14 protein-coding genes are annotated in these 14822 nt (G+C 30.5%); all 14 read right to left on the reverse strand.

The window, feature by feature from the left end; all coding sequences use genetic code 11:
• Window positions 1-10 precede the first annotated feature (10 nt).
• Window positions 11-1099, reverse strand: a complete 1089-nt coding sequence (locus M666_RS20030) for a TPM domain-containing protein (RefSeq protein ID WP_029446529.1) — start codon at window positions 1097-1099, stop codon at window positions 11-13.
• A 172-nt stretch (window positions 1100-1271) separates the two neighbouring features.
• The gene (locus M666_RS15110; RefSeq protein ID WP_029446530.1) at window positions 1272-2189 is read right to left on the reverse strand and encodes a hypothetical protein; all 918 of its coding nucleotides are present in this window, start codon (window positions 2187-2189) and stop codon (window positions 1272-1274) included.
• Between the two features lie 62 nt (window positions 2190-2251).
• On the reverse strand, window positions 2252-2617 hold the full coding sequence (locus M666_RS15115) for a hypothetical protein (protein WP_029446531.1): 366 nt from the start codon (window positions 2615-2617) through the stop codon (window positions 2252-2254).
• Window positions 2598-3158: a LemA family protein gene (locus M666_RS15120; protein WP_029446532.1), complete on the reverse strand. Its 561-nt coding sequence runs from the start codon at window positions 3156-3158 to the stop codon at window positions 2598-2600. The genes M666_RS15115 and M666_RS15120 overlap by 20 nt, the downstream gene beginning before the upstream one ends.
• 10 nt (window positions 3159-3168) lie before the next feature.
• Complete coding sequence (locus M666_RS15125; RefSeq protein ID WP_151198072.1) at window positions 3169-4218, reverse strand: hypothetical protein; 1050 nt, start codon at window positions 4216-4218, stop codon at window positions 3169-3171.
• Between the two features lie 38 nt (window positions 4219-4256).
• Complete coding sequence (locus tag M666_RS15130) at window positions 4257-5363, reverse strand: hypothetical protein (protein ID WP_029446534.1); 1107 nt, start codon at window positions 5361-5363, stop codon at window positions 4257-4259.
• Window positions 5364-5545: 182 nt separating this feature from the next.
• Window positions 5546-6661, reverse strand: coding sequence for a hypothetical protein (locus tag M666_RS15135; protein WP_151198073.1), 1116 nt, complete (start codon window positions 6659-6661; stop codon window positions 5546-5548).
• 378 nt (window positions 6662-7039) lie between these two features.
• The gene (locus tag M666_RS15140; RefSeq protein ID WP_029446536.1) at window positions 7040-8065 is read right to left on the reverse strand and encodes a hypothetical protein; all 1026 of its coding nucleotides are present in this window, start codon (window positions 8063-8065) and stop codon (window positions 7040-7042) included.
• Window positions 8066-8349: 284 nt separating this feature from the next.
• The gene (locus M666_RS15145; RefSeq protein ID WP_029446537.1) at window positions 8350-9288 is read right to left on the reverse strand and encodes a hypothetical protein; all 939 of its coding nucleotides are present in this window, start codon (window positions 9286-9288) and stop codon (window positions 8350-8352) included.
• Between the two features lie 271 nt (window positions 9289-9559).
• A complete protein-coding gene (locus tag M666_RS15150; RefSeq protein ID WP_029446538.1) occupies window positions 9560-10084 on the reverse strand; it encodes a hypothetical protein in 525 nt (174 codons plus the stop codon).
• Between the two features lie 5 nt (window positions 10085-10089).
• Window positions 10090-10275, reverse strand: coding sequence for a hypothetical protein (locus M666_RS15155; protein WP_029446539.1), 186 nt, complete (start codon window positions 10273-10275; stop codon window positions 10090-10092).
• Window positions 10276-10471: 196 nt separating this feature from the next.
• Window positions 10472-11248 carry a hypothetical protein gene (locus M666_RS15160; RefSeq protein ID WP_029446540.1) on the reverse strand — a complete coding sequence of 259 codons (777 nt, stop codon included), beginning with the start codon at window positions 11246-11248 and terminating at the stop codon, window positions 10472-10474.
• A 117-nt stretch (window positions 11249-11365) separates the two neighbouring features.
• On the reverse strand, window positions 11366-12067 hold the full coding sequence (locus M666_RS15165; RefSeq protein WP_029446541.1) for a hypothetical protein: 702 nt from the start codon (window positions 12065-12067) through the stop codon (window positions 11366-11368).
• Window positions 12068-12079: 12 nt separating this feature from the next.
• Window positions 12080-14815: an OmpA family protein gene (locus M666_RS15170; RefSeq protein WP_029446542.1), complete on the reverse strand. Its 2736-nt coding sequence runs from the start codon at window positions 14813-14815 to the stop codon at window positions 12080-12082.
• Between the last annotated feature and the right edge of the window lie 7 nt (window positions 14816-14822).

The following is a 14822-nucleotide window of genomic DNA, read 5'->3' on the forward strand; positions in this document are numbered from 1 at the left end:
TACGTAAAAGCTACCAACTACCACTAGCGCCACCACCTCCAGATTTTCCTCCTCCTCCAGCATACGAATTTGAGTTATTGTTGGAGTCTTCTTCGTTTCCTGAATCATAGGTATAACTTCGTCCAGATGAACTGTAGTGGTACCCATCATTGCTAGAATTTGAATTGACCGCTCCAATTAAATCCAGTATACTTTCAATCTCTTTTCTGATAAAATAGGTGTCATTATTAGCAAGGGCAAAATTCAGTTTTAAGCCATAATACTTTACATGCATTAAGGCAAAAATTAAAGGAGATATAAGTAGTAGTATGGGGATAGCAAGCCACTTGTAATCTTCCACTAAAAAGAAAAATCGATTAGGATAGACATCAAACAATAATGCTAAAAGCGTAAAAACCATAAAAGTGAATATAATAAGGCCTAAGAAAAGTAGGCGTCCAGTTTTATAAGCGTAGCCAAGTACTTTAGAAAAGCTAACTTTATTTGTAAATGCTCCGACTAAGGTCATCACCCACGTATTAAAAGAAACCTTAATAAAGCATAGACTTAAAACCAAGAAAGCCATAAGTGCCGTAGAAAAAACATACTTACCAAAAGTGGTTTTTAAAGAATCTTTACGCACAGCGGAAGATGTATCAGTCTCCATAGTGGAAGGGGCCATAGGTTCTGTTGTTGGCGGAACCTCATAATTTTGCCTGCTTGCTGGCTGAGCCGGACTTAATTCATGGATAAGCGAATTTATAGCGGCATCAGCACCCAAAAAGTAATTACCCTTTGTAAATTCAGGAGTTAATATATTTCTTATAATTCGTGATGCGATCACATCCGTGATTATAGGTTCTAGTCCATACCCCACTTCAATACGTACTTTTTTATCTTCTTTAGCTATCACTAAGAGGATACCATTATCTTTGTTTTTCTGGCCAATTTTATTGACTTCAAAAGTTTTATAGGCATAGTCTTCTATAGGTTCATTATTCAATTCTTCTATAGTGAGTATTACAAGTTGATTGGAAGTTTCCTTCTGAAATAATTTTAGTTTAATGGATAACTGTTTCAGCTCTTCTCCTGTGAAAATTTGAGCATTATCAGTCACCATCCTATCTAGTACGGGATAATGATCTTGAGCGACACCAATGGTTGCTAAGAAGAGTAGGAGGGTGGTGAGTAGATTTTTAATGACTAGGTGTATTAAATTTAAATATACTGAAAGTGTTCTAAAACAAAACCATCTAACCTTACGGATAGCTTATTTTCAAGTTAAAGGCTTATTACCACATATGCCAAGTGCCTGTTTCTTTATGTTTAAAGATATAGTATGGTTGAAAAGAAATAGAAGTTTTCTCTTCGTTCTCGAACCAAATTGTAGCTTCTTTATTTTTTCTACGTACCAAGGTGGCTAATTTATTATTGTAATATAATTGAAGTTCAAAATCTTCTAAAGGTTGCGGTATTTTACCTTCTCCAAGGATCAACATACCATCAACGGTTTCATTCAGTAGTTGATCATCGGGATAAATTTGTACTAACGCCCTTTTTACATGTCGTAATAGATAATCCCTGTCTTGACTTCTGTTTATTACACTATCCCTTTTGTTGGTAAACTCGGTAACAACTTGAGCTAGTAAGTCCTTTTTGTCCATTTCGGAAAGATCAGTAGCGTATAAATCAAATATTTCTAAGTTATAGGGTACATCTGCCTCAAAAACGGTATCAAAAGCGAAGATGGGTAATTTTTGGGAGCCTACATCAGGCATGTTCCATTCCCAAAGTACCGTGCTGCCACTAAAGTCGTTCTCCATATCGGTCATGTCTGAATAGCGCATCAAACGTAATTGTAAATTGGCCTTTGCGCTTAGCGTATTCCCTTGAAAAGGAAATATTTTTATAGATAGTTTTTGTTCTCCACTTTTTAAAATACTTAGATTAATTGGTAGCCTTACGGAGTACGCAGGAAATTCATCATAATAAAGACCTGTTGGGCCATCATTCATTCTAATATCATAATAACAATTTTGACTATTTACTTGAAGATAATACCCAGGTCGCTTTTTACTTAAATATTCATAATCTTTATAATGGTCCGTAATTTCTGTATCCACTTGGTCATAATCCACTTTATGCTGTCCGTTGGCTACTAGTGCCAAAAGTAAAATAGAGAATAAACTAAAAATTGTTTTTGAACTCATATGGAAAAAATTATTGATGAATAGTAAGGATTAAAATGAGAATTCTAAATTAAATTTTCATGTTAGTTTTTATAGTACCCTTTGGTTAGTTGCTGCTCGTAAATTTTATATAACCTTGAGTGATTAGCTACTGTAAAACCAAGAACATTGCACAAAACCGCTAGCCAAGCTAAAAATAACTTTAATCCGCCAGGAATATAAGAAGCCATAACGCCGACCACCAAAGATCCGAATAGCCATGTGGCTATGACACATACGAAAACCAGCCATAGAAACTTTTTCTTTACTTCCGTTCGCATAAAAATAGCCAATATTCTAGCTGGAACAATAAGCAATAGAACACCAAAAAATGCTACGGACTTAATAATACTTGTATTTATATTGATTTCTTTTAACCAATCATAATACTCAAAACTGAACTCCATCATACTTTTTTTCTGTTTGAGTAATTTGTAATAATTCTTTGTTTTTAAAGCCAAAAGATTTCGCTATTAATACATCAGGGAATTCATTTATTCCAATATTATAGAGATTGATGCTATCATTATAAAGTTCCCGACGATCGGCTATATGGTTTTCTAATTCCGAGACTCTTGATTGCAGTGCCGAAAAAGAAGCGTTCGCTTTTAACTCGGGGTAATTTTCAGAAACCACCATTATAGAAGCTAAGCTTTTGTTTAATGCATTAGATGTTTTTATTTTCTCTTCTTTATCACTGGCACTCAAATACTGCGTTCTCAATTCCGTCACCTTAATTAATAGGTTTTCTTCATAGCGCATATACCCCTTTACAATTCTCACCAATTCTGGAACTTCATCAGCGCGTTGTTTTAATAGCACATCAATATTTGCAAAATTCTTATCGGTATTAGCTCTTAACATAACCAAGCGGTTGTAAAGCGAAACTATTCCTCTGACAAAAAATAGGAGTATAAGTGCTATAATAATGATGAATAAATAGGGCTTCATTTTTTTTAGTTTATAATTGAAATGGTAGTGATTCCTTTAAATTAAATACCTCTAAGAGCGACTTGAAAGAAAAGAGTAATTCGTTTTCATGCACGGTGATTTCACAAGTTAAAATAACGCTGATACAGGCAATCAAAATCAAAAGATATTTTACAAATGATTGTTGTAAGGGTCGCAATAAATTCCACTGTTCTACATGCTCATAAGTAGCAACGCCAAATACATCTTTTGAAGGGTCTTTTTCAATGAATACCTCTTGATTTCTATTCGTAGCTTTACCAATAAGCAACACCTTCGTATTTTCTTCTAATAAAAACAACTGAAAACGTCTATCACCAGCGGAATAAGAGTATTTAGATTCTGGTAAATCTATCAACTCAAGATCATCTCCTGATACCGTAATGACGCCACTGCCATCATTTATCTGAAATGAATTACAGACCGTTTCCTTTGAAATATTGCTATAACTTATTTTTCCATTTTTATCCCTATTTATGGCATCTACTTTATAGAGGTATCCAATGCAAGGCACTTTTTTTATTGCAGATAAAACGGGTTCTATGAGAATCGTTTTTCCTGAAACTTCTACTAAGCCCATAGCTAGAGATCTAATTTTAGAGGTTGGCAAAACACCCTGTAATTCATAAAAAGTATTCTTTGAACTTGGTGTAAGTATTTCTCTAAGGATAACAAAGGCTGTAATTAAGATAATTCCATAAGGCCAAGTAATCATGATAAGAGGCATGGCTACAATAAAAGCGATGAATCCCCAAATAGAATTTTTGTTTCTGATAGCTTTTACAACACCTCCTATAAGCATTAATGCTAGAAGAATAGGGAAGTTTACCAAACAGGCAAAAGGTACATAACCGGGATCTAAAATAACTGTTATCACCACGATAAAGGGCGGAATGATAAATAAGGGCCAGATTACGGGAAATTTGACTCCGTATAGACTTTTTAATACTAAGTAATAAAAAAGACCAAAAATACTAGAAAATATAGTCAGAAAGACCATAAAAACAGTGTCCATATTATCTACTCTGAAGGTTTCTAGCACGTAATTAATGGGATATTGATTATGATGAAGCGGTTAACTTATAAACCTTTATATTTTAAGTGCTCTAAGTTACTTAATAATTGAAAATAAAAGTGAGCCTCTCTTAAATTATCAAGGCCGGATAAACACAGTAGGTAAGGAGCCCCATTATTTTCATAAATAAACACCAAGTAAAATCTATCATCGTTTTCGTTAATAATAAACCCTTGGTCGGTTTTATGCACTATTTCTATTTCATGGAAGATACTTAAATCTCTTAATGATTGTTTCAACGGTTTATGAATTGTATCTTCTTTTAAATTGATTTTTGTGTTTACAGTAACAGTATTTAACTCCTTAAATACTTTATTTATGGTACTATCGCGAACAATTAATGCGTTAAGGATATAGTCTTTGAGTTCAAAAGCAAACCTTATATCTTCAGAAAATTCCATACTAAGTTCTGGTATGAAATCTCTTATAGTTGCAAAAATTTTTCTTTGATGGCGGGAGATTAAATTTTCAAAATTAGTCCAATCAATTTCTTCGGGCGCATTTTTCGTATTGTGGAAGTTTTTTGTCAATCGCAATTTAGCCAAAGAGTTGGAAAATAAATCTTGCTCTGGTAGCTTCCTAAATGGATTTTCTTTCTGAACACTATGGAAGACTTCTAAGCGTTTTATAGCTTCTAAATAGGTGATATGTAATACGTGGTGTTCACCTCTTTCACCATAAATGATACTGTTTTCATCTACATAAAAAATAGTGCTGTCATCCAAATTATGAATAATATCTTGGGCTATTAATTTTATATCATAAGACTGTGATTTTTCCCAGGGAAGGTAATAGAAGAAATCCATATCTAAAAAAGTCAGGGTATGGGGAACATACCTATCGTTGACTTCTATTCTAGAAAATCCTGGTAGCCTACCGTCAATAGTAATAGAGCCAAATGTCATTCTGTCTAGGCTGCCTTCTAGGCTTTCCCTAAATCTGTATCGAACGGAGGTAAGTGCGTTAAAATTTTCTAATTTAATGACTTCGGTTACTGTTTTTCTATTTAAAAACTCAATAATTTTTGTACTATCATAAATTTCTTCAAATGATTGCATGCTATCATACTCGTATAGATTTTCTGCTTCAATTGGCACAAAATGTGTATCCATTTTTAGTAGGTCGGCACAACCAACGCTGAAGATAAAAAGGAATAAGAAAATGAGTTTATAGAGTAGTTTCATGGTGTAGTTTAATGTCCACTATAGCCATAAATAGCACTGTGGAAATAGGCTATAATTCCAATAGCGCTATGCTTAAGTATTAATTAGATGTTTAAAATACAAGCAACTAATTAAAGTATTTGTAAATTTTCAACAGTTAATGCTTTTCCTTTAGGAAGGTATAAAAATAAAGTATCAAAATTTACTATTATTCTTCCACTTTCTAAAGTTGTTAAAAAATAAAAAGCTGATTTACCTTTGAGCCTTGGGTCTCGAGGTGAAATTACAGGGTGACGAAAGGTGACAATCTTATTATTTCCAAAAAATTGCATTTCATAACTTTCTAAAGGTTGAATTCTTTTATCCTTTTTCGTAACTATATTTATATAATTATCATAATACTCTTGAATTAATTCTTTGTCCTTATAATCAGAGATATCTTGTCTTAAAGATTGATTCAAAAATTCTAATTGTATTAATTTATCAACATTATTTTCCTGATAATATTTTTTGATCTGTGCATATTTTTTTAAAACTACAGCTTCCAGCTCTTCTTTATCATATTTTGTTAAATCTTGTCCATTGCTCCAGCTTTCAATTTCATAAGGAACGGTTGCTTCAAATGTAAATGTATATTCATAATAAGGTAAACCACTGCCTATAAATTCTCTTGTTCCTTTTTTAGTTAAACTTTCATGTTTCACAACTAAAATTTCATCACCAATGCGTGTTCCGGTCTTTATATCTTCATACTTAATAATCTCTATATTCATTGAAGTATTTTTTAACAGCGTATGAACCGTGTCCCCTTTACCGTAGGTGTTTACCATTAAATCTTCTAGCGGGTACAACCTATACGTAATAGTTTGGGTACCACTTTTTAAAATTGCAGCATTAATTGGAATAGGAGTTCCTAACTTTTGTAAATCATAGTTTTTATGTATAAGATAACCATTTACTAAAATTTCATAAACGCAACTGTTTTGTAAAGGTCTAATGGCATACACTGGGTTTTTGTCATAAACTTTAACCTTGCTGGCAATATAGTCTACTACATTACTTGAATTAATATCTTCTATAGCTGTGGGTAGGGCAGTAGTTGCTTTAGCATCTTTTGGTTGTTGGGCAAACCCCAAAAGCGTAAAAAAACCTACTGTTAGTACTACTAATTTGTCTAATAATCTCATCCTTATCATTAAAAAAATAAATATACTGAAAATATATTCTCCACTATAGTCCGTCTGCAAGTAATAGCTTTTTATTTTTTTTTAATTCTAAGAAAACAATCTTGTTACTATAGGAAGCTTTATGGTGTATTATAAAATTACTGATTCTAGACTATTTCTAAGCAATAGCGTTCTTAATAGGTTAATCCTGTTTAGTTTATACTTTTATCTAAAATATGGGGACTAAGAAACAAAATGTCCAGTTGCTAGATTTTGAAATTTAGAATTTTCACTTACTACTTAAAAGAACAAAAGCTATCTGAATGGATAGCTTTTGTAGTTGTTTCTTGCGCTGCAGGGCACTCGTTACAAACGAGGGCTAGCGCTATTGAAATAGGCTATAATTCCAATAGCGCTATGCTTATGTATTACTAAATGTTTAAAAATACAAGCAACTAATTAAAGTATTTGTAAATTTTCAACAGTTAATGGTTTTCCTTCAGGAAGAAATAGATAAACTCCTTTAAAGTTAGCTATTATTATACCACTATCTTCTGTGTTTAAAAAATAAAGAGCCGCTTCACCTTTTAGTCTGGGATCCATTGGTGAAATCACGGGATGACGAAAAGTGACAATTTTATTATTTCCAAAAAATTGCATTTCATAACCTTCTATCGACTGAAATTGTTTATCTTCTAAAATTACATCTGCGTAGTAATTATCCCAATATCTTTTGATTGTTTCTTTATCTTTGTAATCAGAGATGTCTTCTCTTAGTGATTTGTCTAAATATTCAACTTGCACTAATTTATCAATATTTTTTTCTAAATATAATTGTTTAATTTGCGCATATTTTTTTAAAACTACAGCTTCTAACTCTTTCTTATCATATTTTGTTAAATCTTGCCCATTGCTCCAGCCTTCAATTTCATATGGAACGGTTGCTTCAAACGTAAAGGTATATTCATAATAGGGCAAGCCACTACCTATAAATTCTCTTGTTCCTTTTTTTGTGAAACTTTCATGCTTCTCAACTAAAATCTCATCACCAATACGTGTTCCGGTTTTTACATCTTCATATTTGATAACTTCAATATTCATAGAAGTATTATTTAATAGTGTATTAATCGTTTCTCCTTTACCGTAGGTGTCTACCATTAAATCTTCTAACGGGTACAACCTATACGTAATCGTTTGTATTCCACTTTTTAAGATATAGTGATTAATTAAAAAAGGAGTAGCTAATTTTTTTAAATCGTAATTTTTATAAGCAAGATGATCATTTATTAAAACTTCAAAAACGCAACTATTTTGTAAGGGTCTAATAGCGTACATTGGGTTTTTGTCATAAACTTTAACCTTGCTGGCAATATAGTCTACTACGTTTTCTGAAGTTACCTCTGCTGGAGGTATATTCTTAGGTTGAGAATATCCAACAATTGTAAAAAATATGGCGAACAGTTTTAAAATAAGTAATCTCTTCATTAAAATAAAATATAGTTAAATATATATTCTTTCTATACTTAATAGATTTTAAGTTATAGGAATTAAAATAAGAAAGCAAGTACAAACAGAAATTGAACTCTCCTTTATCCTTCATATGAGGCTTGGGCTAGTTTTTAATGCTCTAGTAAACCAATGGCATCAGTTTTCAGGAATATAAAAGACCATAGAAGCTTTATTAGTTGTTCCTTACCTTGTTGTGCACACTTTATTAAGCAGTTCTAGCGCAGTTTGTATTACATATTGTTAAAATAAATAAATTAATATTACTTTCTTATAATTTCAAAAGTATCACTACCTATAGTTTTATAAAGTAAAAAACTATAATACCAATAATCAGTTTCTGTTTCCGCGATCAGTCCTCTATTTTTAAATTGATTAATTCTTTCTAATTTGACTAATTTTCCATTACCATATATTTTCATTGTATATTCCTCTTCACTTAAAGGCCACATATTACCTTTACAATCACTAATTAACTCTTTTTTTACAGATTCTGACCAGTAAGTATTTACATCTTTAATATATAAACAAACTGCCATTTCCAAGTATTTTTTCTTATTTATACTAATATACTCGTCAACTTTTCCCAGATTTAAAAGATCTCTGATTTTATTGTATTCTTTAAAAACTTCTTTTTTTAGTTCATCTTTATTAAGATCTTCTAAATTCTGTCCATTAGACCACCCTTCTAATTCATAAGGTAGTGCATCTACGTTGAGTTCAAAAGTTTGCTCCCAAAACAGTACCGGTTCTGGTGGAGCTACAATTAAAAGCTCATTATTTTGATAGTCCAATTCGCCTTCGTAACCTAATGGTTTTTCCTTATTCTTTACATAATTTAGAAAGTAAATATTCCATTTAGAATATTTACTATTATAAACATGATTTGGTTGCAACAAGCCATCTACTGAATCTGGTCTAGGTAAATAACATACTTTTAATTTATGCTTTCCATTTTTTAAAAGATACTGATTCAATTCTATTGTAGAATTCATACCGCTCTCATAATTGCGCTCTATTGGTATATCATCTAAATATATCTCATAAGGAGTTTTTGCGTTTATATGAATAGCGTACGTGATTTGCTTTTCTTTAGGTACGACATTTATATTTTCTACTTGTGCTATTCCTTGTTCCCTTTTATGTTCTTGCGCACGTACTATGTTAATTAAGCATATAAATAAGAGTATAGTGTTTTTCAATATCAATATTTTTTAATTTACACTTATTTGCTAAAAGATTTTGTATATTAATTTTGGATGTAATAGTAATAAATAAAATAATTCAAACAATGTGAAAAATAGTCTTCTCCTGTTTGCAATATCTATTAAAACTCAATATAGTTGTATTGTGTAATTTTCATTATTTTTCGTGATAATAAGATCTTTACAGTGCCTGATTTTTAATTAAAATATCCTCACCATTTGTTATGATTCACCCATTTTATAGTATGTTGAGGAGAGCATATTGCATTTAATTCCCGCTATATACTTCATTAATTTTACGATATCTTTTACCTTCAATACTTAATGTACATTTAAAATTTTCTTCTTGAACATAGCTTGGAATATGGATAATGTACCAAAACAGTTTTTCATCTTTCCATGTATAATTAATATCTCCATCTTCCTCTACAATAGTAGGAGCTCCAAACTGAATGATTAAACTATCTTGCAATGTATTAAAATTCTCCTTGCCGTCTATTCGTAGGGTAACAAGTCCCAGATCATCATCAAAATAAGTGCAGCTAAAATTTTGAATTGGGATGTCTAAAATTGTTAGTTTAGGAATAGAATCTACAGGGTAAAAATAATTTGTGGATCTAAATTCACCATAATCTGATTCCGAAGATGCTGTATCATTTAAATAGTATTGTATAGCCTCTGGATTTTTATCCGTTATAATTTCAGCGATATCTAATCCTCTATCTGTGTCTTGACAATTAACTGGGGATAATCCCAAAAGGGATATGGTAATTAAAAGAAAAATATGTTTCATAAGAATTATTTATGTTTAATTGGGTTTGATATGGCTTCTAAATATCTTAATGTTCCCTCTTCGTTTTTCTTTTTAGCAAATTCTTTAAAGCTATAATTTTCATTTTTGTTAATTCTATCTTCTAAATAGTCTTTGTAGTGTCGATAAAGACTTTGAGTAAAACTAGTTACTATTTCTTTATTTTTTTTCAAGAATATAAAGAGTAGTAGTTTCTGTATCAATATCACGAATATTCTTATTGTATTCATGAGAAAAAAATAAAATATTATTAGAATAAAGCGATAATTTTTAATATTATATTCTTTTGGTATATATTTATATAGTACTTATTTTTTCAATTGAAGCAAATCTAGCGTAATTAAAAAATGCTAATGTCAATTTTTCTATTTAAATTATTTGGAATTGTGATGAATTTTTAGGGAGATAAAAATCAAGATCCAACATTAATTCTTCATTAATTTCTAAATTCATAAGACTAAGAGCTGGTTCACCGTTTGCTCTTTTTAATGACGCTATTTTATTATAAGAAGAATAAACAATGATACAATCATTTGGTATTTGAATTTTATTAAAGCCACCTTTAATATCGATTATTAAACTATTCATTCTAGCATTTCTATCTTCCTTGGCTAAATAAAGTGCTTTTTGAATATTATTTTCTTTAAGTTCCATTAATTTTAATAAACCATCGAAATTTCTAGATTCTATAATATTAGCAATATTGCTATATGTTTTTCTTAATTTTTCATATAAATCTTTTACCTCTTTGAGATCTTGCCCTTCTTTCCAAGAGTCATTTAATTTAAAAGGTACAGTTGCATCAATACTATAGGTATTTGTTAATACAGTTTTAGGTTTACTATTATCTACTTTAGGTGCTTTATATCCTCCTAGGTTTTCTTTTAGCTTGAACCCATTAGAAACATCATAAAGTAGAACATCATAATAAAATTCTGCAGTATTCCTTAAATGTATTTCGCCAAAAACGGGTAAAATACGAACAGTAATTATTTGTTTACCCAAATCAGTTATTGCATAATTAAAAGGTATAATTGTCATTGCCTGTTCCTCTAAATTAAGGGTGACAACGATAATATCATTTACTCTAATTTCAAACATGCATTGAGCCGCACTAAATTGAATTACATAATGTGGTTTTTCCATTTATAAATTTTATAGAGTTTGAGGTGTTTTTAAATAATTAAATAATATTATGAAGTTTATTACCTCTGTATTTTATGGAGAATATTTTAAATATCGCAGAATAAAAAGGTTTAAATTTTAATGATTAACAGGATCAGATATAGCTTTTAAATATCTTGATGTACCATTTTCGTTTTCTTTTTTGGCAAACTCTTCATAACTATACTCTTTTCCATCAAGTTTTCTACGTTTTAAATATTTTTGATAGTAACTATAATTAGCTTTAGTATACTTATCAAGTAGTTCCTCATCATTATAATCAATAATGAAAAGCAAACCCTCTTCAACAGGAATATTATTAATTTCACCGCCGTAATTATGTTCAAATAAATATATGTTACCAGATAATTTGTCTTCCCATACACTATAACTAGCAAAAGAAATACTTTCATAATAATTTGGCTTCCCAAATTTTTTCAACAAAATTTCATGTAATAATTTTGTTTTCTCAGTTTCGAAGCTTGTCATTTTTATCAATGACAGTAACTTACTATCATTTTTAACATAAAATAATCCATAATTAGTTGTTTCATTAGGATTGTTAAATGAATTACTTGCTATAATTTCATTATCGAATATCAATAAATTTGGATCATAAGATCTATATATAGAATATCCCGTTTCCAGTACAGAATTAAATTCAGCTATATTGTATCTTTCGTTAATTAATAGATTATCTGCAAGAGGTAGTTTTAGATTAAGAATATCCATTTTAGTTTGCGAATTGCAAGAAGTAATTAATAAGCTTAATAAAATTACTGTTTTTGTAATAGTTTTCATTAGTGTTCTAATTTAAGATTTAAGATTTATAATTTCATATTTTTGCTTCTCATCAAAAATTTCTTCTAAAAGATCTGTTTCTTTCCAAAATCTTTTATTCCATTTTTTATTTAAAGGTGTCCAATCTCCACTATGCTTCTTGTAAGTAAATTTAACTTCAATTAAGATAACTGCGGTTGCTGTACATTCTTGTAATAATAATATCGGTTCTAAAAATAAGCCAACATTTTGTTCAAATTTTACTCTACCGCCTAGAACTATTCCTAATTTACCTGAAGCAGCAGTTATTTTTCCAGTAGCTTCGCCAGTTACTCCGATAGCTTTTCCTTTTTTAACTCCAGTTTTAATTATGACTACTTTACCAGTTAGTTCAACCCCTACGGATAATTCAACACTTATTTTACTGTCCATCATAAAGGCAATTTGAGTATCTCCTTTACTTTCGGTATTAAATTGTCCATCTATACTTCCATTTATTGAACTACTTAAAATTGCATCTATCCACATCTTAAAACTGACAGAAATGCGCTCAGAATCATATCCACGTTCAGCCCAATCTCTAATCATCAAAAATAAATCTGCAGCAGCAGTATTACCTGTGGTAGCAACAGACGCACCCTTAACGACAAGCCCAAGTAAATCAAATGTTATATCGAGACCTATTATTGGTTCAGCCTTTAAATATATTTTTATTAAAGTTCCAATTTTAGTGTTAACCTTACCGTAATCAGAAGCTCTATCAAGTTGCCACTCGGCTCCTAAAGATACATTTGGGGGAGTTACCTCTATTTTAACCCCTACTTTTTTTGAAGCTATTTTTTTAGCTTTACCTCCTGTAAATTCAGCTATTGTACTTGAAATTCCTTTTAAACTTGTAAAGAGATTGTATAATTTTTTAAAGCTATCTTCATAAGTATATCCTACAGCAAAATTTTCATCATACGTATCTTCTCCTGTCTTATTCCAATTGGCATTAAGAGCAAATCCAAAAGCTGCTTCAGTTTTTTTCCATCTTTTCTGAGCTGCAATTTTACCAGATAGTGATCGCATTTCTTCAACTCCCTTAGTATCTAAACCTGACCATTTAACCCCTAATGGGTTTTTTAATTTCCCAAAAACATGAAAATCCCATTTTATATCAGGGTAAACATCAAGTAGAACCGTTGCTTTTTTTTCATTACTATAGTATCTGCAACTATTAATATAATATAAAAATTTGTTAGGAGTTACTTTATGAGGTAAAATAAAATCTAAGGGTATTAATTTAAATTTTGTAGAATCTGAATATATCTTGTGGTTTACTTTGTTATTTGGATAATGATTGGGAAAACTCTTTATTCCTTGAATAGATTCCACAACATAGACCAAGTCGTCATGTTTTTGTTTAAACCCTCTTCTTAAACAAGATTTAACTTTATAATTGTCAACTTTTAATAGAAAATCTTTTTTTAAATTTATATCAGGTGCTATAGCACTTAATTTTATACTTTCTGCATCTCCACCATGAACATTAAATTGGATTGTTACCCTTCTGTTCATTTTGTGTTGAGCCTCACTAATATTCTCTCCTTTAATATATAATCTTCTTTTACCGTAGCCTTTTGCAGTAATTCGAGTACTAGATACTCCTTTTTCAACTAAGTAGTTTACCGCAGAAATTGCTCTTTGGTTTGATAGAGTATCATTGTATTCGTGACTCCCTCTAATATCACAATGTGCTCCAAGGGTACAAGGAACAAAAGGGTTGTCTAATAAGAACGTTGAAATATTATTTAAAACTTCTTTCGCACTAGGTGTTAGATCCGATTTTTCAAATTTAAAATATATGTATTCAGATATTGCAAATTTAGTTTTGCTAGTTTCTTCTATTTTTAAGTTTCCTTCATCAAATAAAACAATTTCATTGAGATCATCCTTTATAGCAATAGTTTTAAATCTGCATGGCTCATAACGTTCTAAATTTATCTCAGATTGATCAACTTTAGCAGGTAATGTACTCGTTGACTTTTCAGTAGTTCTTTTAGTGATGTCATTTTTAAACACTACAAATTCTGCGATTCTCTTCTTTCCGCTCAAATTATTAATTAAATAACTTTTACCTAGTATTTTTACTTTAATGTAATATTCTTCATTGTCTGTTCTTAAATATCCAGTTCCTGCTCTCCACTTAAATGTGTCTTTTATTAACAAGTTTATTTCGCCACTATAGCATTTTGCTACATAGTTAGCTACATGCTGATCATCTCCTATTTGGTCATTATAAACCATAATATTTAATCTACAACCATTCAATCCTTCAGTTTCTAAGTGAAGCCATATATCATCTCCAAATTTATTCGGTTTAGTTTTTAAACTAGCGCCCGTTTTAGATTTTCGCCATTCTGCTTTAGTAATTTTTTCAGGAGCATAGCCTTGTATTAAAATACGGTTAGGTTCTTTGTTAATTGGTTCTCCTATAAAAGCTTCTACGTGATAAATTTGTGGCCCGCAAAATTTAGCTTCAACTTTCGCTCCCATTATATCACCAGTATAATCATTTTTATGCTGACTAGAAAATGGTCTTTTTTCTCTAGGCTTAGCTATCCATTTTGGGCGTAAACCCTTAGACTTAGAATCTTTAAAAGCTATTATCTCAATTTCACAATTGGCTTTGACCTTTATATAGGAAGGAAATTTTTTTCCGCCACCCCAAATAATATTTTTATCATCAGGATTTACAAGCCCTAATTTTTCAATTCCGTTTGACATCTTAATA

The sequence above is a fragment of the Cellulophaga baltica 18 genome, assembly GCF_000468615.2.
GTDB classification, from domain to species: Bacteria; Bacteroidota; Bacteroidia; order Flavobacteriales; family Flavobacteriaceae; genus Cellulophaga; species Cellulophaga baltica.